Origin of the sequence: Rhizobium sp. BK098, from assembly GCF_014193155.1 — a bacterium.
GTDB lineage: Bacteria > Pseudomonadota > Alphaproteobacteria > Rhizobiales > Rhizobiaceae > Rhizobium.
In genome coordinates this window covers 1-23,180 of the sequence record NZ_JACHYY010000015.1, presented here as the reverse complement: position 1 = coordinate 23,180, position 23,180 = coordinate 1, and the positions used below count along the sequence as shown (strand labels likewise).

Sequence of the window (23,180 nt, the reverse complement as noted above, 5' to 3'; positions counted from 1 at the left end):
CGACATCATTCTGGAGCTGCATCATGACATCGCACGTGCTCGACCTCGCCGGGGCCGGAATCGGTCCCTTCAACCTCAGCCTTGCCGCTCAGCTCGATTCTATACCGCAACTTTCCGTCCGCTTCTTCGAACGGCGTCCATCCTTCGCATGGCATCCGGGAATGATGCTGCCGGGTGCGGAAATGCAGACATCCATCCTCAAGGATCTGGTGACGGCCACCAACCCGACAAGTCCGTGGAGCTTCCTCTCATATCTCGTTGCGCATAAACGTTTTTATCAGTTTCTCAATGCGGAATATGAAGCCGTTCCGCGCAAGGAATTCGCCGATTATCTCGGATGGGTCGCACGCGGGCTAACGTCGCTCCGCTTCGGCGCGAGCGTCCGGGAGGTCCATGCCAATGACGGCTTTTTCTCCATCGCCACCGACGATGGTGCGATCAGCGCTCGCAATCTCTCCGTCGGCGTCGGCAAGATAGCGTCTCGTCCGGCTTGGGCCGAACAGCTGCCGAAGTCCATGACCTTCCATAGCAGCGAAGCGACGCAACGTATCGGTGATGTCAAAGCGCCCCGCGTTGCCGTCATCGGCGGCGGCCAGAGCGGCGCCGAGATCGTCGATGCGCTCCTGGATCTGAACAGGGTTTCATCTATCCACTGGATTAGCCGCCGACCGAATTTCGAGCCGCTCGATGCGACGCCATTCACCAATGAGCTCTTCACACCAAGCTACATGGAGCGCTTCCACGGACTTCCCGAAGAGCTGCGGCTCACTCACACACGCAGGCAAGTGCTGGCGAGCGACGGCGTTTCCGCCTCCACCTTGAAGAAGCTCTATCGCCGGCTCTACGAGCGAAAGCTCGATGCTGCCAAGCACCCCGACCACAGCATATCGCTGCGCCCCTTCCGCAACGTCATCGCAGCCGAGCAGGATGGTCCCGAAATCACGCTGACCATGCGCAACGGCTTCGATGACAGCATCGAAACACTGACGGTCGACATGGTCGTTTTTGCAACCGGCTATCGCTTTGTGCTTCCGGAATTCCTGCATTCGCTCGAAAACCGCATCGAGCTCAGCTCCATCGGCGAACCGGTGCTGGAAAGCGACTTCTCGCTGACATGGGACGGGCCACGGGAGAACCGTATCTTCGTTCTCAATGCCGGACGCCATAGCCATGGCATTGCCGAGCCGCAGCTCAGCCTTGCCGCATGGCGCAGCGCGGTCATCGCCAACGCGTTGCTCGGCCGCCAGCATTTTGATCTCGATCAGCTCGATCCCATCGTACAGTGGGAAACGCACGGACAGCCGTCGAACCTTCCCTCTCACATGGGACAGGCAGCGGAATAGGTGAAGACGGGCCAACCGGGGGAAGAGACGGTGCAGGTGGAACTTCATAGCCTGCACCTATCTGACGGGCTTCCCGTACCGGACTCGATTTTGAGCGAGGCAGAAAAAAGCCGTGCCGCAGCGTTCAGATCATGCTCGGCGCGGCGCCTTTTCGTTGCCGGCCGGGTCCTGTGTCGAAGCGTCATCGCCAATCTGCTTGGCTGCGCCCCGCAAGCACTTTGTCTTGCGATTACCCCTTCCGGCAGACCCTATCTGCGCGATTACCCCGACATCGACTTCAATCTGTCGCACACGAAAGACCGCATAGCGCTTGCGATCTGCCGCGGCGCCCGCATCGGCATCGATATCGAGCGTCTCGATGCATTTTCGGAGAAGGAAGCCTCCGAGATCATGCCGATGATCCTTTCCGAACAAGAGCTCAATCAGGTGCATCAATTGGATGAACGACATCGCCGCGATGTTTTTCTCACCCGCTGGGTTCAGAAAGAGGCTGCGTTGAAATGCTTCGGCCGGGGTTTTCTGGTCGACCCGCACAGCGTGATGCTGACGCCGGGAAATACAACTTTAGAAGGCAGATGCCAGGTATCCGGCGAAGCGATATTCACCCATTCCGGCCGTATCAGCGACGAAGAAAGCGGGGATTTTCAGTGGGCTATCGCAACATCAAGGGCTGCGGCAAGGCCGCAATGGCGGCATCACAAAAGCGGGATTTTCTTCTAGATCTCATGAAAAATTGAAATAAAATCAGGTGGATAAACCTTGATTTAGGAGATGCTTCACTTTTCGACACCGCTATCTTGACTATCATTGTCATGTTTTATAGGTTCCTCTCAAAAAGAGGGGCACACAGAAATGCAACTTTGGATTTCAGCGAGAGCCCGACATGATTGCCAACCATTCGCAGTCGACTTCCAATGCGCAACTCCAAACAGCACTTCGCGCCTATCCGAAGCTCCTCTCCGTCGCACGCAGGATCACAGGCTGCATGAGCTTGGCCGAGGATGTCGTGCAGGAAGTTCTCCTGCAGCTGGTCTCCAAGCCGCTGAAGGAGGATATAGCGGCTACAACGCCTTATGTGATGCGCATGGTGCGCAATCTGGCGACCGATCATATGCGACGCCGGCAATATGAGCGCGGCCTGTTCGTCGAAGAGGAAGTCGGCGGCAATACGTCGGCCTACGGAAGCCCGGAGGAGCGCCTTCACGAGGCCGAGGCCTACAAGGCCTTCCGCTGCACGGTCGAATCCATGCCCGCCAGAACTCGGAAGTTCTACGAGGAGCACTATTTCGACGATATCCCCCAGAACATCATTGCCAGGGAGGCGGGCGTATCCTGCGCCCTTGTTTGCGGCCTTCTGCGAGAAGCACATTCGCGGTGCCTCGCCGCTATCTCGCTTGAGGCCGACCATGCTTGCGCTGCCGGCAGCAGCCACAGACGAAACCGAACAACACGGGTGCGGGAGATACAGGCCTGATGGCGGGTCACCGCCATCGCACGCAAACTGCACTCCATCGCCAGGAAAGGGAAAAATAGATGCAGGAAACCATCGAGATAACCGAATCCAAAGGCGTTATCTGTCGTGACATCATGTCGGAATTGACCGATTGGTTTACCGACCCCGATGTCATCGATGCCTGCGCGGGAGCCGTGGAGGCCTTGCCGATGTTCGGCTGCGTCGAGGCGGATACTGTGGCCGGCTTCGTTGCCCTGCGCGCCCATCCGCCGGCCGCCATGGAGATTCTCGTGATAGCAACCAGGCGCCGGCACCATCGCAGCGGTGTCGGAAAGCGATTGCTGGCCGCAGCCGAGACCTTCGCCCGCTCTTCCGATTGCAAGCTTTTGACGGTCAAGACGCTTGCGCCGCGCGGCAGGGATGAACCGCAATATGAAAAGACCCGTGCCTTCTACGACAGGAACGGTTTCATACGTGCCGAGATATTCCCAACCCTCTGGCGCGAAAGCGATCCGTGTCTCTTCTTCGTCAAGCCATTGACCTCGATCAACTAACGCATCGCTCACCGGCGACCGGAATTTTAGGAAGCCGGTGGGCTTCAGCAGGAATGATAATGAAAAACGATAGGATCACCGGAAACGATCAAAGTCACGCAACGGTCTTCGCGACGGAAGGCCTGCGTTTCGAGGTCGACGGCAAAACCATTCTTCATCCGCTCGACATCAGCTTCAAGGCGGGCGAGATTTCCGGCCTGATCGGCCATAACGGCTCCGGCAAATCCACGCTGATCAAACTGCTGGCCCGGCAGATCCAGCCGACCGGCGGACGCATCCTGTTCGATGCCGCCGCCGCCGGCTCCTACGATATGCGGGCCTTTGCGCGCGCTGTCGCCTATCTGCCGCAGGACACCTCATCGGCCGCCGGCATGACCGTCGAGGAGCTTGTCGCCTGCGGGCGCTACCCCTGGCATGGGGCGCTCGGGCGCTTCACCGATCTCGACCGGGAAAAGGTGGAGATCGCGATGAAGTTGACGCATGTCGATACCTTGGCGGGCCGCATCGTGGATACGCTCTCCGGGGGCGAGCGTCAGCGCGTCTGGATCGCTATGCTGGTCGCGCAGGACAGCCGCTGCCTGCTGCTCGACGAGCCGACATCGGCGCTCGACATTGCCCACCAGATGGAAATCCTCGGCCTGGTGCGCGAGCTTTGCCGGACGAAGGATCTGAGCGTCATTCTCGTCCTGCATGATATCAATGTCGCGGCACATTTCTGCGATCATCTGCATGCGCTGAAGCAAGGGCGCCTCATTGCGGCAGGCCCGTCGCCGACCCTCATGAATGCCGAAACGCTCAATACGATCTACGGCACCAACATGGGCGTCACCGCCCATCCCGTGCACGGAACGCCGCTTGCCTATGTCATCTGAAAGCAGCCTCGAGAACCTGATGCTTTCGCGACGCACGCTGCTTGCCGCCGCGGCGTTTTTTGCCGTTCCGCAAGCGGGAGTGGCTTCAGGAACCATATCCGGCCCGATCGTCTCCCTCGATTATGGCCTGGCATCAACACTGCTGGCGCTCGGCGTCACGCCCGCCGCCATCGCCTCGCTTGCCGATTGGGACACATGGGTCGTCGAACCGAAAATGCCCAATGGCGTCGTCGATCTCGGTACCACCAGCGAGATCAATCTTGAGATCCTGGCAAGCGTCAAGCCGGCACTGATCCTGACCACGCCCTTTCTTGCGCCTTTGAAGCCGCAACTGGAGGCGATTTCGCCGGTCCTGGAACTGACGATCTTTGCCGAAGGCGGCGAAGCTTTGCCACGTTCCATCGAGGCGACGCGCCGACTGGCCGACGCTATCGGCCGGCGGCAACAGGCGGAAGAATTCCTTGCCCGGTCGGAACAATTCTTCGATGACTGCGCAAACCGCGTCAAAAAGCTCCACCCTCCGCCGTTGGCGCTCATCAATTTTGTCGACCCGCGCCATGCTCGCATTTATTGCGGCGCGGGCCTCTACCAGAACGTCATGACCAGGATCGGGCTAAAAAACGCCTGGACCAAGCCGGGCGACTACTGGGGCTTCGAGACGATCGGGCTGGAGCAATTGGCGACGCTCGATCAAAGCTTGCGTCTGATCGCATTCGAACCCCTGCTTCCGCCAAATGTGCTCGACAATCTCCAGGATAGTCCGTTGTGGACCAGCCTTCCCTTTGTCCGAGCCGGGCGGGTATCCGTGCTGCCGGGCACCTTGATGTTCGGCATGGTGCAGGAGGCTCAGCGTTTCGCGCGCATATTGCTTGACCATCTGGAAACATTCGCATGATCCGCACCGAAGCAAATAACGGCCTCGGTGCTCCAGCCGTGGCTCTGACGCTGTTTGTGCTCGCCAGCCTGCTTGCCTGGCATCAATTGGCGCCTGACCTTTCACGCTTGTTCGAGCAGAAAGCAGGCTACGACCCTCAACGCCTGCTACTCATCTATTCGACGCTGCCGAGGATCGTCACCGCCTTGCTGGCGGGTGCCGCGCTCTCGCTGTCGGGAAGCCTGCTGCAGCAGGTACTGCGCAATCCGCTCGCCTCGCCCTCCACGCTCGGCATTTCGGCCGGCGCCAATCTTGCGCTTGTTGCCGTCATGCTTGCCTTTCCCGCTCTTCAGGGTCTCAGCCGCGATGCCGTTGCCCTGTTCGGGAGTGCCGCGGCGGCGGCAGTCGTCTTCCTGATCGGCGCAAGGCGCGGCTTCTCGCCCTTGGCGCTGGTGCTTGCCGGCTTGATCGTCGGCGTCTGGAGTGGAGCGCTTGCCGCCATTCTCGTTCTAATGAACGATCGCTATCTCTCCGGCCTCTTCATCTGGGGCGCCGGATCGCTGGCGCAGCAAAGCTGGACCATTCCGCTTTCCCTTCTCCCGAAAATCGCCACACTTTCCATCGCGGCCTTGTTGATGGCACGGCCTTTGGGGCTCATGGACTTAGGCGATAGCGGCGCGAGCGGACTTGGCCTGTCGGTCAAGCGCACGCGCGTTGTTGCCGTTTGCATCGCAATTGCGCTTGCCGCGATCGTCACCAGCGCCGTCGGCGTTATCGGCTTCATCGGTCTCATCGCGCCGCGCATCGCCCAGCTTGCCGGCGCTAGACAGATGAAGAGCCAGCTCATCTGGTCACCCCTCATCGGCGCGGGCTTGTTGCTGCTGACCGATGAAGCCCTCGTGCTGCTCTCCGGGGCTTCTTCGACCTTCTTGCCGACGGGCGCTATTACTGCACTGCTAGGCGCACCGTTGCTGCTCCTGATGCTGCCGCGTTTGAAGGCCGCGCAGCGCAGCGCGCCCTCCCCCTCTCAGAATGCGAGCCGCGCCTTACATACGCCGCGCGTACTCTTGCTTGCATCAGTTCCGGCGCTCGTCCTTCTCCTGGCGGGCGCAGTCTTCTTCGGGCGTGCACCGGATGGCACATGGACGCTGCTTGCCTATCTCCATTGGCCTGACGTACTGCCCTATCGTCTGCCGCGCATCGCCGGTGCCTTTGCCGCAGGTGCCATGCTTGGCGTCGTCGGCGCGATCCTGCAACGCCTCAGCGGCAATGAGATGGCAAGTCCGGAGGTTCTGGGTATTTCGGCAGGCGCTACCCTCGGCGTCACCGCCGCTCTCTTCCTTCTGCCTGCTCCCGACATGGCCGCCCAACTGGGCTTCGGCGGTATCGGTGCCTTCGCCGTGCTCATCGCCATCTTCCTATTCGGCATCCGATCCGGTTTCGCGCCAGAACGAGTACTTCTGACGGGCATCGCGCTGGGCGCCATGCTGGATGCCTTCATCAGCGTGCTGGCCGCGAGCGGCGATCCGCGCGCTATGATCGTCATGCAATGGATGAGCGGATCGACCTATCTCGTTGATACACCAAAGGCAATCTCTGCGATGATGGCAGCAATAGCAGGCCTTGCGCTTGCCTTTCTGGCTCATCGCTGGCTCGATCTGCTGCCGCTTGGGGCTCAGGCGGCCCAGGCAATCGGCATTCGTGTCAACTTTGCCCGCGCCTGCCTCTTTGCCCTTGCCGCAGCCATGACCGCGGCCGCAACCTTGGTCGTCGGCCCCCTGAGCTTCATCGGCCTCATGGGGCCGCATCTGGCGGGAGAGCTTGGCTTGCGACGCGCGGCTCCCCAGCTTATGGGTGCAGCACTCGCCGGCGGCAGTCTCATGGTGCTTGCGGATTGGTTCGGCCGCATGATCGCCTTTCCCTACCAGATGCCAGCCGGCTTGGTTTCCGCGCTCGTCGGCGCCCCGCTGCTGCTGATATTGCTGATGAAGCGGCGACGGGCGGCATAGTCTCACGTAGCGGGCGATCCCGAGCGTGGCATATATGCAAACGGGATGTTTGCCGGCCGAAGGCGGGCAGATTGCTTGCGTCGCTGCACGACCACTTTTGGGAACCAAGTTCAAACCAAAACACTGGCTTCGATCAGACGCGATCCAGGAACTCAAGTACTCGGCTCGTCAGCAGCGCAGTTGCACCCGCATCATAAGACGGAAGCGAATTGTCGGCGAAATAGTGCTGATCGCCGGGATAAAGGAAAAGCTTCGCGTCCTCGACCTTCGCCACAATCTCCCGGGCGGCATCGATATCACCCTCGCCTACGAAGATCGGGTCGTTTTCCATCCCGTGAATCTGGACAGGCACGCCATCTGGCCAAGGTCCGAAGGCCCATTCGCCACTGATCGGCAGGCAGGAATGGAAGAAGAGAGCTCCTCGCGCTCCGGGCCGCGTCTGGGCCAGCTTCTGCGCAGGCAGCACGCCGAACGAGAACCCGGCATAGACGAGCGCAGGAGGCAGATCGTCAGCGACGCGGATGCCGCGCTCCCGCATATCGTCGAATCCAACATCGCCGATGTAGGCGAGCCCCTCTTCGATGCTTTGAAAAGTGCGCCCATCGAATAGGTCAGCCGTGTGCACGATGTGACCGGCACCCCGCAACTCATCAGCGAATGCTCGCACACCCGGGGTCAATCCCTGTGCGTGGTGGAACAAAAGAACCTCAGCCATACGGAACCTCGCGATGGGATGGTCGGGTACATTTTCTGCTAGCTACAGCCTCATCGCCGCATCGGCAAGAATGCGGGTATCTTGCAACAGGCTTAGGCTGCAAAGTAGCCTTGCTGACAGTAAGGTCGAGTTCAGCCGACGAAAGGAAGCTATCGGGGGTGGAGCGGGCGCCGCACAGAATACGGTGCCCCGATAAGCTTACCAGCGATACTTCAACGAGGCCGTGATGTTACGGCCCTGTCCGAGGTAGCAATAGCCTTCGTTGCAGACCGTCAGGCGGCGGTTGGCGATGTTGCGGACATCGACGCTTGCAATCAGGCCCTTATATTTCTGATCGACCGCGCCGAAGTCGTAAGACACGGCCGCATCCAGGTAGACGCTTGCATCATTCTTGTCGGTGTTGGCCGTGCTGGTGTAGGTCTCGCCGGTATAGCGAATGCCGGCGCCGACGGTCAGGCCCTTTGCGGCAGAATCATCCTGGAACGTGTAGTTCGACCACAGGCTGGCAATGTTTTGGGGCGTTACGGCCGGTGCGTTTCCGGCATTGTCACCACGCGTGATTTCGGAGTGGTTATAGGCATAGGCGGCAACCACATCCCAGCCATCGGTGATGTTTGCCCTGGCTTCCAGTTCGATCCCCTTATTGGTCACTTCACCGAGCGAGGCATAAATGCCCATCAGCGGATCGACGAGAACCGGCTTGTTCTTCTCCACCAGATGATAGGCAACGGCCGAAAGCAGAATGTCGGTGCCTGGCGGCTGGTATTTTACGCCGAGCTCGTACTGTTCGCCCTTGGTCGGATCGAGAATACTGCCGGATGCAGACCGCTGTGTGACCGGATTAAACGAGGTGGAATAGCTGGTGAAGGGTGCAATGCCGTTGTCGAAGAGATAGAGCGCACCAGCCTGGTAGGAAAATGCATTCTTGTTGAAGCTGTCTTTGGTTGTCGTATCAGTGGAGACAATGGTGGTGTCGGTCGACTGCTTCACCCAGGTCTGGCGCCCGCCGAGCGTGAAGCGCCACTTGTCGAGTTCGATCTGATCCATGGCATAGGCGCCGAACTGCTGCAGGCTGGCGTCAACCCGGCTGAAATTATAGGCCGGTGTCGGGCCGGATACGCCATATCTCGGATTGCTGATATCGAAGTCATAGGCGGGGCTGGTCGTCGCATCCATCCCATAGGCGAAGGAATCGCTCATGCGGGTATAATCGAGACCGAACAAGACGGTATGAGCAGCCGGACCGGTTTCGAATTTGGATTCAAGCTGGTTGTCGACTTGGAAGACATTCATCCTATCGCCGATCGCCGTCGCACCACGCTGGGCGACGTCTCCGACCCAGCCGAGGGTACTGAGATAGCGTGACTTCAAATCCAGATGAGAGAAACGAAGATTCTGGCGGAAGGTAAAGCCCCCGTCGAACTCGTGTTCGAACTGATAGCCGACCTGCTGCTGCTTGGTTCTCTGATAATCGTAATCCGGGTCGCTGTCGCGATAGTCGAGAACATTGCCATCGGGGCCGATCATGGCGCCGACATTGGCATCCGTTTCCGTCGATTGCGCCGAGCCATAGATGGTGATTTTCGTCGTGTCGTCCGGCTTCCAGGTGAAGGACGGCTGGATCAGATAACGATCGTCGGCGATATCGAAATTGGTGTCGCCCTTTCGCGCCAGGCCGACGATGCGATACAGCTTGCTGTCATCGTCCTGATTGACCCTGCCTCCAAAATCGAACATCGTCTGGGCACGATCCGACGTTCCATAGAGAACGCCGACTTCCCTGATCGTCTCTTCGGTCGGCAGCTTCGATATTTTATTGACGATCCCGCCCGGCGAACCGGCGCCATAGAGCACGGATACCGGTCCCTTGATGATCTCGACGCGGTCGAGCGCATAGGGATCCGTCCGGAACATCGCATAATTCATGTAGGGCTGACGCAGCCCGTCGCGATAATCGCCGTTGGTTGTAACATCATTGCCGCGAATATAGACCTGATCGAAGCGCGGATCGAAGCCATAGGAGCCGGTCTGGACGCCAGCCGAATAACGCACCGCCTCGACGATATCCTGAGCGCCGCGCTGTTCGAGCTCCTCTTTGGTCACCACCGATACGGAACGAGGCGTCTCGAGGATCGGCGTATTGATCTTGGTGGCGCCCCTGCTCTTCTTTGCCGCCACGGTCGTGTTATCGCTTGCGTCACTCGACTGGCCGCTGACGATGATCGGCGCGAGCTGGGTGGCATTTCCATTGTTCGCATCGGCCGCAGCATCTTGCGCGAAGCCATTTCCACTTAAGGCAAACACTGTCGCAAGTGCGGTGGCGCCGCTTGCAAGATAGAATCTCTTTCGTGTCAAATTACTGATATAGCTATGGGATTTCTGCTTCATAAGCCCTTTACGCCTGCCCGTTTCGGAAAAAGATGGCGCAAATTAGTTCGCAGGCGCAGCCGGCGTCAAGAATACATGAGTACAACAGTCATATTTTTTATTCGTTTCCACTCTCATGTTGCAGAATGGCCCCGATGGCCGAACACCGAATTGCGGAGGGCACCTGAAAATTACGCTTAGCAAAGCATTCGGCCCGCTTGCCAGATCGCACCACCAATAATATGAGACTTTTCATCATCTTTCTGCAAATATCGGCGCTGTTATTCCGGCGCCCCACATGATCGGTCAGCCGGAGAGGCCATGTCTCATACATCATCACACAATGCCGCTTCCATTCTGGCGCCGGCCACCCTTCCCGGCTGCACATTCATTGACCTGAAGTTTGACAACGCCGATCATCCGCACAGGATCTTTCTCTATCGCCCGGACAAACCGGCACCGGCGGAGGGTTGGCCGATCCTATACCTGACCGACGGCAACGCCTGCTTTGCGACCGCCGTCGACGCGCTGAAGGTGCAGGCGAGCTATCCGAACGGAACCAATGTCGCGGAAGGCGTCATCGTTGCCATCGGCTATCCCACGGACGAGCCATATGACCCGCTCCGCCGCTCCTGGGATTTGAGCCCACCGCCCGGACGCGTCTATCCGCCGTTCTTTCCCGATACGCCGGATGTAAAGACCGGGGGTGCTGAACGCTTTCTGGCGCTCATCGAGGACGAGCTCAAACCTTGGATAGAGCGGCAAGCTCGGATCGACCGCTCAGGCCAGACGCTTTTCGGCCATTCGTTTGGTGGCCTGTTCACGCTCTACGCGCTGTTTTGCAAACCCGATGCCTTCAGCCGCTGGATTTGCGCAAGCCCGGCGATCTACTGGGAAGATGCCGCTATTCTTTCGATGGAGAGAGAATTCCTCGACAGTTACAAAGAGCCGCTCGATACGGAACTGCATCTTTCCGCCGGACAGTATGAAGGCGAGAACCTCGCGCCCTTCCACAAAGGCACCGCCGACGAGCTAAAACGACAGGAACGTGCGAAGGAAACACGCACGATAGAACTTGCCCGCGAGATGGCTGAGAGATGGGGCAAACTGGTGTCATCCACAGGAACGATCACCTTTGAAGAATATACCGGAGAGAACCACATGTCAGTCCTTCCGGTCGCGCTGAACCGGGCCGTCCAGATCGCTTTTCGAAGAAAGAAATCATTCTGAACTTCATAGGCTTACCGCCTGAAGTTTCAGCCTCTTCTTAGGAAAAATATCGTGCTTCGCGCATTCGGCACGATGGAGCGCGTTGGCTGCACATTTCTGGCTTCTTCCAGCACTCCAATGAGCGAAATTAACCATCGGTTAACCATAATCACCTTTATTTGCTATAGTGAATACAAGGACTTGATTCCAACGATCGTCGCGCAATTTGCCGATGAATGTGACGACACAGGATTGTCGCGATCTAAGAGATGCATTTTTCAAAGACGATAGCATTGATGATACTGGCCTGCATCGGCGCTGGTTGCTCCACAACCGGCCAGGTTCGCCAATCGATCGGCGTGGAAACGGTCACAAGCGACAAGGCGCTGGCATTTCCGCCACCCGGTGGACCAGCGATTATAAACGTGGTCGAGCGCAGGCATGGCAAGGATGTCGAGCAGACGATCGCACTTTCCACCTCGTCTTCCGTCTCAGGGCAGAACTTCCTCAAGGTCCAATTTCAAGGCATAACAGGCCCCAATCCGGGATTTGGGAGCCGGCCGTTCGATACGATCAGTGACCGGGTGATTGTTCGCGAAATGGCGGCCGCAATACCTGGCGTTCGGCTCGCGCGCTCGGCAACCTTCGTCCAGAACAGCTACGGGCCGTTCGGCTATGCTTCCGGCCAGAGCCGGGCCGGCGATACATGTCTTTACGCCTGGCAGCAAGTGAAGGCCGGCTTTGCGCCACAGCAGGAGCAGCGCAATTTCGGCATGGTGCAGGTCCGCATCCGGCTCTGCGACGCCCATGCGAGCGAACGCGAGCTATTGAGCACGGTCTACGGTTATACGATCGCTGGCCATTTTGCCGGCGCCGCGCTCAATCCTTTCGGTGCACCGCGCGGTGCTGATGCTGCTCTCGGCAAGCCCGGCGAACCGGTCTATCCCGACGCGGTACCCTACCGCACTGCGCCGATCAGCATCGGCTACCAGCCAACCCCCGTCACAATGCGCCCGACAATCAGGCACCGGCCGGTCGTGATCCAACCTCAGCCGCAAGCGGCACCAGCGTTGCCGCCGATGATCGGACCGCGCGTACCGCTGCCGGATGGTGGAAACGAGCCCTCCCAAATCAATGGCGGAAGCGGCGCGAGTTCGTCAGCCGCACCACTGCCGGCAAATACTGCAAGCAATATCGTCGTGCCTTTACCGGACTGTAACGGGGCAACTGGCATATCTCAGGGGTGCCGCTAGCAGCGGTTCCGCTTGGGGACGCCAGGATGGCGTCTGGCAATACCTTTGAAGGGACACCAATGCAGACTGCACGCAGCATCTTGATATGGGCCGTGATAGCGCTCTGCGGGATCATTCTGATCACGTTACCGGTCAACCTTCAAACGCAGTTGATTGCCAGCACCGTCGTGGTCACTCTGATGGCGATCATCAAGATCCTCAAGCGGCAGGGAACCTGGCGGCTGGTGGCCCTCGCCTTCGGCACCGCCATCGTGCTGCGTTATGTCTATTGGCGCACATCCTATACGCTGCCGCCCGTCAATCAGCCGGAAAACTTCATTCCCGGCCTACTGCTCTACCTCGCCGAAATGTACAACGTGGCGATGCTGATGCTCAGCCTCTTCATCGTCGCCACTCCACTGCCGCCGCGCGCCAACCGCGCTTCCGAAACCAAGAACTTCCCGAGCGTCGATGTCTTCGTGCCGTCCTACAATGAAGACACCAATCTTCTGGCCAACACGCTTGCCTCCGCCAAGGCGATGGACTATCCGGCCGACAAGCTGAGGGTGTGGCTGCTTGACGATGGCGGCACCTTGCAGAAGCGCAATTCGACGAAGATTTTGGAATCGCAAGCGGCAATCGCCCGCCATGACGAACTCAAGCGGCTCTGCGTCGATCTCGATGTCGAATATCTGACGCGCGACCGCAACGAACATGCCAAGGCGGGCAACCTTAATAACGGACTGGAGCATTCGAACGGCGACCTGATTGCCGTTTTCGATGCGGACCATGCGCCCGCGCGTGATTTCCTGCGCGAGACCGTCGGCTACTTCGAGGATGACCCGAAGCTCTTTCTGGTTCAGACCCCGCATTTCTTCATCAATCCGGATCCGCTGGAGCGCAATCTGCGTACGTTCGACAGCATGCCGAGCGAGAACGAAATGTTCTACGGCATCATCCAGCGCGGTCTCGACAAGTGGAATGCCGCCTTCTTCTGCGGTTCGGCCGCCGTGCTCAGCCGCAAGGCGCTACAATCGCAAAATGGCTTTAGCGGCGTCAGCATCACAGAAGACTGCGAAACCGCCCTTGCACTGCATGGCGCCGGCTGGAATAGCATCTATGTCGACAAGCCGCTGATTGCCGGCCTGCAGCCGGCGACTTTCGCAAGCTTCATCGGCCAGCGCAGCCGCTGGGCGCAAGGCATGATGCAGATCCTGCGCTTCCGCTTCCCGCTCTTGAAGCGCGGTCTGACGCTGCCGCAGCGGCTCTGCTACATGTCCTCGACGCTGTTCTGGCTCTTTCCGTTTCCGCGCGCCATCTTCCTGTTTGCACCACTCTGCTATCTCTTCTTCGATCTCGAGATCTTCACGGCATCGGGCAGCGAGTTTCTCGCCTATACGCTTGCCTATATGCTCGTGAACTTGATGATGCAGAACTATCTCTATGGGTCGTTCCGCTGGCCCTGGATTTCCGAGCTCTACGAATATGTTCAGACGGTACATCTGTTGCCGGCGGTGATCTCGGTCATGCTCAATCCCCGCAAGCCAACCTTCAAGGTCACCGCCAAGGATGAGTCCATCGCCGTCAGCCGACTTTCGGAAATCAGCCGTCCGTTCTTCGTCATCTTCGCCGTTCAGGTCATCGCGCTGGCGGTCACCATATACCGCATCTATGCTGAGCCCTATAAAGCGGACGTCACGCTTGTCGTCGGCGGCTGGAACATCATCAACCTCATCCTTTCCGGCTGTGCGCTCGGCGTTGTCTCCGAACGCGGGGAGCGCGCCTCTTCACGGCGCGTGCGGGTCGATCGCCGCAGCGAATTCGGGATCGACGGACGGTGGAATTCTGCTTCCATCGAGGACGTCTCCGTCCACGGCGCCAGGTTGAACGTCTTCAACAAGGATCTGGAGCCGGTCAAGGTCGGCTCGGAAGCGACCATACGCTTTCAGCCCTATAGCGGCGCCGAAATGGTGACCTTGTCGATTGTCGTCCGCAATATCGAACAGATGGGAGATATCACGGCCATCGGCTGCCAATATATTCCGAAGGGCGCTGCCGACCACCGCCTGATTGCCGATCTCGTCTTTGCCAATTCCGATCAATGGACGAAGTTCCAGCAGGCGCGGCGGCGCAATCCCGGCATCATCCGCGGGACCTTCTGGTTCCTCAGCATGTCGCTTTATCAGACCAGCCGCGGCCTGCTCTATCTGTTCAAAGGTGTGGGCTCCGATCGCACGCAGCAACGGCAGGATGCGAAGGCGAGAAGCTGATGAACCGCACCTTCCCCATCCTCCTGCTTCTCCTTGGCGCCGTTACGGCACAGGCGCAGACGGCGCCGTTTGACATGTCCGGCGAGCGGCCGAAGGGCGAAGCGCCGACAGTACCTCAGATCATTATCCCGCAAACTGCCGCGCCGCAGACGGAGTCCCCGAAAACGGTAGCGCCTCCGGCTACCGCTTCTCAAGCCGTCCCACCACAGGTCGCGCCGCCTCTGGTCATGACACCGCCGGCCACTACGCCGCAAACACCGGCGCCAAAGGCCGCCGCGCCTGTTGCTCCCATGCAGACAACGCCACAAGCAGCATCGAAGACGAAGCAGGCGACCGCTAGCAACGACGTATCGGCCTTCCGGCGCTATGTCGTTCCCTTCGCAAAGCTGCGATTGGAGGGCGAGGCCGATCGCAAGTCCTGGTCGATCTATCTGACGCCTGAGCAGGCGGCAGCCCCGGCAAAACTCACATTTGCCTATCAGAATGCAGTTGTCGTCGCCCCGGAGGCGTCCCAGATCACCGTTCTGGTGAATGACCGCGCCGTTCATCAGCAGCAGATCGGCTCCTCGGACAACGAGTCCGATATCAGCTTCGACATTCCGCGCGGGCTCCTGCAGCCCGGCGCCAATCTATTGACCTTCGAGGCGACGCAGCGCCACCGCGTCGACTGTGATATTGCGTCGACCTACGAACTCTGGTCCGACATCGATCCCGCCAGAACCTATCTCAGCTTCGCCGGCCGCGACGCAGAAAAACTGTCGACGACCGATGCCATCCGTGCAATCGGTGTCGACGGCACCGGCAAGACGCAATTCAATCTCGTCGTACCGGCCCTGGCTCAACCAGAGACGACCAAGCCGATCCTGCATCTGGCACAGGGACTGGCACTTCTGAGCGGAATGCCGAACCAGGCCTTTTCATTCGGCGCAGATGCCATCCCCATGCCCGGCCCGGGCAAAATGACCGTGGTCGTCGGCACGCCGACAGAGCTGCAGCCTATCTTTGCTGTTCCGGCCGCAGCACAAAATGGCGCGCTCGCGACCTTTGCAACGGACCCTCGCAGCGGTCAGCAGCTTCTCCTTATCAGTGGTCCATCCTGGCAGGCAATCGCGTCTGCGGTCGACATGGTAGTGTCGCCGACCGAACGCGCGCCGGGCACCCGTCGGGATCTGTTGGTAACACAACGATGGTCCGCACCCGACGCGCCATTGATCTATTCCGGCACCAGCCTTTCCTTCGAACAGCTGGGCGTCAAGACCACAGAATTCTCCGGCCGGCGTTTCCATACCAGCTTCAACGTGGCGATCCCCTCCGATTTCTATGCGAATGCCTATGGCGAGGCGACCATCCTGCTGGATGCGGCCTATGCCAAGGATGTGCGGCCGGGCAGCCACATCGACGTCTATGTCAATGGCAGCATCGCCACGACCAAGCCGATCACGGCGACCGGAGGCGGCATCTTCAGGCAATTGCCCATCCGCATCACGATGCAGCATTTCAAGCCGGGACTGAACAACATCACGCTTGAAGCCATGTTACTGGCCGATGAGGATACCGCCTGCGCGCCTGCCGCGACATCGAGCATGACGCCGCGATTTGCACTCTTCGACACGAGCCAGTTTACGGTGCCGGATTTCGCGAGGATCGCACAGCGCCCGAATCTGGCGGCTCTCACCGGCACAGGCTACCCCTACAGCCGCGAGACCGAGCCCGCCGCGCTCTTCATCGACCGCCCGGATGCTGACACCTTGTCCGCGACCGCAACGCTCCTAGGCCAGATGGCACTCACCGCCGGTCACCCTATCCCTTTCGAACCGACCGCCTCGCCGAATACCGTCGGCACCCGTAGTGCGCTGTTCATAGGATCCGTTTCGCAGCTGCCGTCGACAATCCTTGCGCAAATGAACATCTCCGCTGCGAGCCAGGTCGCCTGGCGTCCGCCCGCCCCTGGCCAGGGCAATATACCGGAGGCTTCAGTGACGATTGCCGATTGGCGCACGCGCATCAATGGCGGGATATTGCAGGGACAGATGCAGAACTTCCAGCAATGGATGCATCGCAATTTCGATATTACTCTGAGCTCGCTGCGCTTCATTCCCAGCTCCGAACAGATGTTCACACCATCGAACGCAAATAGCTTCCTGATCGCCCAGGAGGCAAATCCGACCAATGACGCAACCTGGACCGTCGTCACCGCGCCCAGCGCCGGAGACCTGCGGGCAGGCGCCGAGGCGATGAGCGCGCAACATGCCTGGTCGCAGATCGGCGGTCGCATAACGGTCTATTCCGGCAAGACGGGGAAAATCGATACGGTGCCCGTAAGCCGATTCAGCTTTGTCGTCTCCCAGCCCTGGTCGCTGACAAACTATCGGCTGATCGCCGCAAACTGGCTTTCCAGCAACATTTTGTCCTACGCCTTGCTGTTCGTGATCGGCTCCTTCCTGCTGGGCGTGAGCACGGCAAGTGTTCTTTCCAAGATCGGCAGGCGCGAATGAAGCTTTGGCGCCTTGTTCTTGCTATCTGCAGCGCGGCCATTATGACGGCAGCGCAACCGGCTGCCGCTCAACGAGCTGCAATCGATCCGCAGGCCTGGGCCGCCTACAAGGCGAAATTCCTGGATGTGAATGGTCGCATCATCGACAACGGCAATGGCGGCATTAGCCATAGCGAGGGGCAAGGATACGGCATGCTGCTTGCCTACCTGGCCAACAATCCGGCCGATTTCGAACAGATCTGGTATTTTACCCGCACGGAGCTGTTGCTGCGCGATGACGGTCTTGCCGTCTGGAAATGGGATCCGGCCGTCATCCCGCATGTAGCGGACACGAACAATGCTTCGGATGGCGATCTGCTGATTGCTTACGCACTAGCCCTGGCGGGATCGGCCTGGAACAATAGAGATTATCTACAGACGGCCGCAAGCATGGCGAGATCCATCCTTGCTCATCTTGTCATCACGTCCGCAGGGACGACGCTGCTTATTCCAGGCGCCGAAGGTTACCGGCAACCGGGGCGTAAGGATGGGCCGGTCATCAATCCATCTTATTGGGTCTTCGAAGCGATCCCCGTCATGGCGCTGCTGGTGCCTTCCGATCGCTGGCAGAAGCTCAGCAACGACGGCCTTGCCCTGCTGCGCTCCCTGCAATTTGGCCCGCGCAAGCTTCCCGCCGACTGGGTAAGCCTCAAGGCGAAACCGGAACCCGCGGACGGCTTCGAAGCGGAATTCGGCTATAATAGCGTCAGGATCCCGCTTTACCTGGCTCGCGCCGGGATCGACGACAAGGCGCTGCTTTCACGCCTCCAGCAGGGAATGACCGTCGCGGAGGATGAGCCTGCCACGATCGATCTGGCGACCGGCAAGCCGAAGGACCTGCTTCCCGACGTGGGTTATAGAATTGTTAACGATGTTGTGGCGTGTGTGGTGAGGGGTACGAAACTGCCTGCTTCGGTCCGGCAGTTCACCCCATCGCTTTACTATCCGGCCACCTTGCAGCTGTTAAGCTTGGCTTTCGTCACGGAGAAGCATCCGGAGTGTTTATAAAGTCCACCTTGATCATGGCTTTCATGGCCGTCGCCGTGGCGGGGTTCACGCTCGCGACGAAGGATCACGATTCGCCGGAAGACAAGATCAAGCTGGCAAAGTCGGCACGTCTCGAGCCGCAGGCGATGCTTGCCGCCGATAACAGCTCGGCCGGCGGCAGCTCCGGACAGCCCGCCGACTTGCAGGCGCTTGCCGATCATATACAGGCGGCTGCGCCGTCGGCGGTTCTCTCCGACACTCCCGCGAAGTCGGCAAATACAACCGCCGCGGATTCTGTGGCGCAAGCCTCGCCGGAACAGGCACAGCCGCAAGCAACGAAGCCAACATCACCTCAGCAGTCCAACCCGGCACAAGCTGGCGATAATCAGCCGAAGGTCGACGAAAGTGCATTGCGCTATTTTGCAAGCCGGGGCGACAAGGCGCGACTGCAGGCCGAAATCTCCCGACTGCAGGCGCTCTACCCCAATTGGAAGCCACCTGCCGATCCGCTGGCCATACCGCAAAATAGCGACAAGCAGCTCGAGGCCATGTGGCAGCTCTATTCGGAGGGCCGCTACGCCGAAGTGCGCAAGGCCGTCGCCGACCGACAGACTAGCGAACCCGGCTGGCAGCCGCCTGCCGATCTGCTGGAGCGTCTCGATATCGCGGAAGCCCGCACCCGGCTCGTCAACGCGTCCGATCTGAAGCAATATCAGACCGTGATCGACATCGGCGCGAGAACGCCGAGCCTGCTGACCTGCAGCGATATCGATGTTCTCTGGCGGGTCGCCGAAGCCTTCATTAGCACGGATCGTGCCACCCGTGGCCTGGATGCCTATAAATATATCCTGAAGATCTGCACCAATCCGCAGGAAAGGCTTGCGACCATCCAAAAGGCGGCGGCTCTGCTGCCCTATCAGCCGATGCAGGATCTTTTGGCTCTCGAAAGGCCTGATGGCAATGGCGGGCGTGAATTCGACAGCATCAGGACCGATCTGGCTCGCCGTTTCGTCGCGCAGGGCAATGACGATCCGAAGCTGACGGTATCGCAGGATTATCTATCTCAGGTCGAGCGTGTCGCCCGCAGCCAGGGCCTTGCATCCGATGACGCACTCCTCGGCTGGTATTATCTGCGTCGCGGCAACTACCCCGATGCCGAGCAATGGTTCAAAGCAGCGCACGAGAAGGAAGATTCGGCAACGATCTCACAGGGGTTGGCACTGGTGCTGATCGCCGATCGCAAGCCGCAGGAAGCCGAAGACGCCATGTATAAGTGGCGCAATGAATCCAAGGATGCGATGGCAACCTACCTTGCGGCGACCGCCAATCTGATCGCGCTGCAACCGCCGGCCAACCTCAGTGAAGATGTCCTAGGCCGCATCGCCGCGGAGGTCGTGAAGCAGAAATACGTCCCGACAGCCCAGCAGTTCGGGTGGTTTGCGCGCTCGATGAACCAGCAGCAGGCAGCTGCTCGCTGGTTCGAGACCGCTTTGCGCTGGAAGCCGGACGACGAACCCTCCGCCTATGGCCTTGCCATTACCCGCAATCAGCTGAACGACCGGCAGGGTGTTGCCGAAGTTCAAAGACTATGGGCCGGTCGCTCCCAACGCATCGCCGTGCTCGGCGAGCCGGCGCCTCGAACACCGACGTCAGAACCGCTGCCATCACCCAACCAAGCCGGACAGTCCGCACCGCAGGCACTGCCTCAAACATCGATGCAGCAAGGCGCAGCGCAGAATGTGCCCCCCGCAATCTCCCAGGCGGCACCTCACCCTTCGATGACACGGCCCTATGTCAATGCGCAGATGCCCGACCAGCCGATCGCGCCCGCCCGCAGTGCACCATCCCAGATTTATGCTGAACCACAGGCCCGCGCCCGGGTCGCCACCCGCTCGCCACGCAAAACGGCAGGATGCAAAACCACCGTGAACGCGCAAGTGCTGACGCCTGGTAACGCTCTTTCCCGAGGCTGGTGCCTGATGAACCTGAATCGGCCCATGGAAGCAGTGGAAGCCTTTGGCGTCGCCTTGAACAGTGCAGATCCGAAGTCGCGCGAAGAGGCAGCCTATGGGCAGAGCTTGGCCTATTTGAGAGCTGGCCTTGCCAACGATGCGTCCGTTGCCGCCACCAAGGCGCCGATGAACCACCAGCGCGCGGCCGAATTACAGGTCGCCATCCTGGCCGACCGTGCTCTCTCGGCCTTTGAGGGCAAGCGCTATCACGAGGCTTTGCTCTATCTCGATCAGCGAGCCCAACTGCAGCAGGAACGCGTCGACCTGATGGTCCTGCGCGGATACTGCTATCTCAATCTGAAAATGTACGACGACGCCGAACGCATCTTCACTGCCGTCGCCGCAACCGGCAGCCGCGACGGCAGCCGTGGCTTGCGGGATCTGCAGCTTACTCTACATCCGCCGCGAGGGGAGTATTGAGTTCGTCAAAAGGCTGAGCGGCCGTCAGCCAAACTTCTGTTACTGGCTGCCAATCGTAGAAATTGCTTTCTTGATGTCGTAAAGGTCGACGGATCGGCCGACACCAAGTTGTCATTATTGCTGAGGCTGACCCAGGAAAGGCATCTTGCGATTTCCGTTCAGAATGGATGGAAAAGATTACCTAGTGTGGAGAATCCGTCGAGCCGAGCTGTGAACGTGCCCCGTCAAATTAGAGCGTTTCATGTTTTGTTTGAAGCGTATCCGGCGTTGACAAGATAGTTGTTGCACTCGTCTGGACCGATTGTCTGGACGAGCGAGCCGAGATATTGCCAGGTTTCATCGATGGTACGCATTTGCGCTTTTCGCATCCAATGCTTGATCTTGGCGAAGGCCTGCTCGATAGGATTGAGGTCCGGTGAATAGGGCGGCAGAAACCAGAGCCTCGCACCGGCTGCCTTGATCAACTGGCGTATCTGCGCGGATTTGTGGCTGCCCAGATTGTCCATGACGACGATGTCGCCTGGTCGCAGCGTCGGGACGAGTTGTTGCTCGACATAGGCCTTGAAGCATTGGCCATTGATCGGGCCGTCGAAGACGCAGGGTGCGGTGAGACAGTCGGCCCGGAGCGCGCCGACGAAGGTCAATGTGCGCCAATGACCATGCGGAGCAAAGCCACGCAGGCGCCTACCCTTGACACCCCAGCCGCAGAGCGGCGCCATATTGGTCTTGATCCAGGTTTTGTCGATGAACACGAGCCTTCGGGGATCAAGTCGCGTCTGCCATGACTGCCAGCGCTTGCGCCGACGGACAATGTCAGTGCGCGCCTGCTCAAGGGCAAACATCGTTTTTTTTGAAGCGCAGCCCCTCGCGGCGCAGGAAACGCCAAACGGCGTCATGCGAGACAATGACGCCTCTGACCGCCAGTTCGTCCTTGAGACCATGCAGGCTCATTTGCGGGCTCTGCGCAATCCGCTCGGCTATGAAAGCGCGATGTGGTTCCAAAAGACGTTTGCGATGCCCTCCCATCTGCGGGCGCGACCGAACCGCTGCGGCGATACCGCTGCGACCACTTCACCACAGATGAGACCGAGACACCAAACCGAACCGCCACCGAGCGGCAGCTCTCTCCCGCCGCTACAGCGCCCACGACACGTTCACGCAGATCATTCGAAAGAGGTGCGACCATCGATGCTGACCTCCTCTCAGCCAGCATCTTGAATCACATTCGACAGCAAAAGGGAATCTGCGATTCTAACAAAATCAGAAGCGCTCTAGAGCGGTTTAGTTTTTCACGGAATCTCTAAGCCGCTCTATCTCTTTGTTTTAATGCAATTCCGGACGGAAAACCGCTGCGCACTTTTCCTGGAAACGCTCTAGGCTGTGGTGACGATTTAACTATGTGAGCCAGATTGTAATTGCAGCGATGATGACGAAACCTCTGAAGTTGACGAGGAGTTTGTCGTATCGGGTAGCCACGCGACGGAATTGCTTGAGCTTTGCAAAGAAGCGCTCCACGAGGTTGCGTTCCTTGTAGAGGCGCCAATTGCAGGCATGCGGGCGTCGTCGCTGGGGTCGTGGTGGAATGACCGGAACAGCGCCAGCGTCCAGAATGGTGTCGTGGAAGTGTTCGGCATCATAGGCTCTGTCGGCGATGACGTGGCCGGGATTGAGGCCATGGAGCAATTCCTTGCCATAAATCACATCGCCACGGTGTCCCGGTGCAAGTACGAAGCGCACCGGTAGCCCCAAAGCATCGACGACGGCGTGGATCTTGGTGCCTAGCCCGCCGCGTGAGCGGCCAAGGCCCTGGGCGTCCGCTCCCCCCTTTTTCGCCGGGCGCCAGCGGCTTGAGGCTGGGCACGGATGGAGGTGGAATCGATCGAGACCCAGTCAAGGTCCGCTTCTCGCGCTAACGCCTCGAACAAACTTTCGAGGACACCCATCTCGATCCAGCGGTAATAGCGGCGCTTGACGGTCTGGTAGTCGCCATAGCGTTCGGGTAAATCACGCCAACGTCCACCAGAGCGGGCCATCCAGACCAGTGCCTCGACGAACCGCCTGTTGTTGGAGCGCGGACCACGACGCCCCTTGCGCCCTCCTGGCACAAACGGCTCGATGCGAGACCACTGCTCCGCACTGAGCCTATCGATATCCATGACCGACCTCCAAAAGTCAGTCTTGAATCTGATTTGCTCCCAATGGGGAATCCCAAACCCTTAAATCGTCACCACAGCCTAGGCCATTCAGACTTGGAATTTTCCACTTATGATCCCTAAAGGGAAGAAGAGGAGAATTCGATGAAGGCCTCGAAGTTTTCGGAAGCGCAGATC

Annotated in this window: 16 protein-coding genes and 1 pseudogene; 13 read left to right on the top strand and 4 right to left on the bottom strand. The window is 59.3% G+C overall.

Annotated elements, in window-relative coordinates; all coding sequences use genetic code 11:
- The first annotated feature begins 23 nt into the window (after positions 1-23).
- The 7 genes from FHT73_RS26510 to fhuB all read left to right on the top strand — a co-directional run bounded on the left by FHT73_RS26510 (position 24) and on the right by fhuB (position 7,105).
- The gene (locus FHT73_RS26510; RefSeq protein WP_112610556.1) at positions 24-1,343 is read left to right on the top strand and encodes a lysine N(6)-hydroxylase/L-ornithine N(5)-oxygenase family protein; all 1,320 of its coding nucleotides are present in this window, start codon (positions 24-26) and stop codon (positions 1,341-1,343) included.
- On the top strand, positions 1,344-2,063 hold the full coding sequence (locus FHT73_RS29765; protein ID WP_112610554.1) for a 4'-phosphopantetheinyl transferase superfamily protein: 720 nt from the start codon (positions 1,344-1,346) through the stop codon (positions 2,061-2,063). It begins immediately after the preceding gene.
- 163 nt (positions 2,064-2,226) lie between these two features.
- Complete coding sequence (locus FHT73_RS26500) at positions 2,227-2,817, top strand: sigma-70 family RNA polymerase sigma factor (RefSeq protein WP_183715966.1); 591 nt, start codon at positions 2,227-2,229, stop codon at positions 2,815-2,817.
- 59 nt (positions 2,818-2,876) lie between these two features.
- Positions 2,877-3,350 carry a GNAT family N-acetyltransferase gene (locus tag FHT73_RS26495; protein ID WP_183715964.1) on the top strand — a complete coding sequence of 158 codons (474 nt, stop codon included), beginning with the start codon at positions 2,877-2,879 and terminating at the stop codon, positions 3,348-3,350.
- A 59-nt stretch (positions 3,351-3,409) separates the two neighbouring features.
- Positions 3,410-4,222 (top strand): ATP-binding cassette domain-containing protein, encoded by an 813-nt coding sequence (locus tag FHT73_RS26490; protein ID WP_183715962.1) that lies wholly within the window; start codon positions 3,410-3,412, stop codon positions 4,220-4,222.
- A gap of 19 nt (positions 4,223-4,241) precedes the next feature.
- Positions 4,242-5,117: an iron-siderophore ABC transporter substrate-binding protein gene (locus FHT73_RS26485; RefSeq protein WP_246712242.1), complete on the top strand. Its 876-nt coding sequence runs from the start codon at positions 4,242-4,244 to the stop codon at positions 5,115-5,117.
- Entirely contained in the window at positions 5,114-7,105 is a 1,992-nt protein-coding gene (gene fhuB / locus FHT73_RS26480; protein ID WP_183715958.1) for a Fe(3+)-hydroxamate ABC transporter permease FhuB, read from the top strand. Before FHT73_RS26485 ends, fhuB begins: the two co-directional genes overlap by 4 nt.
- Positions 7,106-7,238: 133 nt before the next feature.
- On the opposite strand, the gene FHT73_RS26475 is transcribed toward fhuB, so the two are convergent.
- Positions 7,239-7,820, bottom strand: a complete 582-nt coding sequence (locus FHT73_RS26475; protein WP_183715956.1) for a dienelactone hydrolase family protein — start codon at positions 7,818-7,820, stop codon at positions 7,239-7,241.
- Positions 7,821-8,018: 198 nt separating this feature from the next.
- Positions 8,019-10,208, bottom strand: a complete 2,190-nt coding sequence (locus tag FHT73_RS26470) for a TonB-dependent siderophore receptor (protein WP_183715954.1) — start codon at positions 10,206-10,208, stop codon at positions 8,019-8,021.
- A gap of 300 nt (positions 10,209-10,508) precedes the next feature.
- Between FHT73_RS26470 and FHT73_RS26465 the strand changes: the two genes are divergently transcribed.
- The 6 genes from FHT73_RS26465 to FHT73_RS26440 all read left to right on the top strand — a co-directional run bounded on the left by FHT73_RS26465 (position 10,509) and on the right by FHT73_RS26440 (position 20,850).
- Entirely contained in the window at positions 10,509-11,417 is a 909-nt protein-coding gene (locus FHT73_RS26465; RefSeq protein ID WP_183715952.1) for an alpha/beta hydrolase-fold protein, read from the top strand.
- A 275-nt stretch (positions 11,418-11,692) separates the two neighbouring features.
- Positions 11,693-12,649: a cellulose biosynthesis protein BcsN gene (gene bcsN / locus FHT73_RS26460; protein WP_246712241.1), complete on the top strand. Its 957-nt coding sequence runs from the start codon at positions 11,693-11,695 to the stop codon at positions 12,647-12,649.
- A 59-nt stretch (positions 12,650-12,708) separates the two neighbouring features.
- Positions 12,709-14,898 (top strand): UDP-forming cellulose synthase catalytic subunit, encoded by a 2,190-nt coding sequence (gene bcsA / locus FHT73_RS26455; RefSeq protein ID WP_183715948.1) that lies wholly within the window; start codon positions 12,709-12,711, stop codon positions 14,896-14,898.
- Positions 14,898-17,393, top strand: a complete 2,496-nt coding sequence (locus tag FHT73_RS26450) for a cellulose biosynthesis cyclic di-GMP-binding regulatory protein BcsB (RefSeq protein WP_183715946.1) — start codon at positions 14,898-14,900, stop codon at positions 17,391-17,393. Before bcsA ends, FHT73_RS26450 begins: the two co-directional genes overlap by 1 nt.
- Positions 17,390-18,439, top strand: a complete 1,050-nt coding sequence (locus FHT73_RS26445) for a glycosyl hydrolase family 8 (RefSeq protein ID WP_183715944.1) — start codon at positions 17,390-17,392, stop codon at positions 18,437-18,439. Before FHT73_RS26450 ends, FHT73_RS26445 begins: the two co-directional genes overlap by 4 nt.
- Entirely contained in the window at positions 18,430-20,850 is a 2,421-nt protein-coding gene (locus tag FHT73_RS26440) for a cellulose synthase (RefSeq protein ID WP_348648167.1), read from the top strand. The genes FHT73_RS26445 and FHT73_RS26440 overlap by 10 nt, the downstream gene beginning before the upstream one ends.
- Positions 20,851-21,089: 239 nt before the next feature.
- On the opposite strand, the pseudogene FHT73_RS26435 reads toward FHT73_RS26440, so the two are convergent.
- Positions 21,090-22,036 (bottom strand): annotated as a pseudogene (locus FHT73_RS26435) (IS630 family transposase).
- Between the two features lie 209 nt (positions 22,037-22,245).
- Positions 22,246-23,006, bottom strand: a protein-coding gene (locus tag FHT73_RS26430; RefSeq protein ID WP_246712240.1) for an IS5 family transposase whose coding sequence is annotated in 2 segments (ribosomal slippage) — positions 22,246-22,679 and positions 22,679-23,006 — 762 coding nt in all. Because the reading frame shifts where the segments join, the coding sequence is not laid out codon by codon here.
- Positions 23,007-23,180: the final 174 nt, after the last annotated feature.

What these genes read in the sequence shown, in the direction of transcription:
- FHT73_RS26510 (WP_112610556.1), top strand. Translation starts at nt 24, where the DNA reads ATGACATCGCACGTGCTCGACCTCGCCGGGGCCGGAATCGGTCCCTTC.
- FHT73_RS26500 (WP_183715966.1), top strand. Translation starts at nt 2,227, where the DNA reads ATGATTGCCAACCATTCGCAGTCGACTTCCAATGCGCAACTCCAAACA.
- FHT73_RS26495 (WP_183715964.1), top strand. Translation starts at nt 2,877, where the DNA reads ATGCAGGAAACCATCGAGATAACCGAATCCAAAGGCGTTATCTGTCGT.
- FHT73_RS26490 (WP_183715962.1), top strand. Translation starts at nt 3,410, where the DNA reads ATGAAAAACGATAGGATCACCGGAAACGATCAAAGTCACGCAACGGTC.
- FHT73_RS26485 (WP_246712242.1), top strand. Translation starts at nt 4,242, where the DNA reads ATGCTTTCGCGACGCACGCTGCTTGCCGCCGCGGCGTTTTTTGCCGTT.
- fhuB (WP_183715958.1), top strand. Translation starts at nt 5,114, where the DNA reads ATGATCCGCACCGAAGCAAATAACGGCCTCGGTGCTCCAGCCGTGGCT.
- FHT73_RS26475 (WP_183715956.1), bottom strand. Translation starts at nt 7,820, where the DNA reads ATGGCTGAGGTTCTTTTGTTCCACCACGCACAGGGATTGACCCCGGGT.
- FHT73_RS26470 (WP_183715954.1), bottom strand. Translation starts at nt 10,208, where the DNA reads ATGAAGCAGAAATCCCATAGCTATATCAGTAATTTGACACGAAAGAGA.
- FHT73_RS26465 (WP_183715952.1), top strand. Translation starts at nt 10,509, where the DNA reads ATGTCTCATACATCATCACACAATGCCGCTTCCATTCTGGCGCCGGCC.
- bcsN (WP_246712241.1), top strand. Translation starts at nt 11,693, where the DNA reads ATGATACTGGCCTGCATCGGCGCTGGTTGCTCCACAACCGGCCAGGTT.
- bcsA (WP_183715948.1), top strand. Translation starts at nt 12,709, where the DNA reads ATGCAGACTGCACGCAGCATCTTGATATGGGCCGTGATAGCGCTCTGC.
- FHT73_RS26450 (WP_183715946.1), top strand. Translation starts at nt 14,898, where the DNA reads ATGAACCGCACCTTCCCCATCCTCCTGCTTCTCCTTGGCGCCGTTACG.
- FHT73_RS26445 (WP_183715944.1), top strand. Translation starts at nt 17,390, where the DNA reads ATGAAGCTTTGGCGCCTTGTTCTTGCTATCTGCAGCGCGGCCATTATG.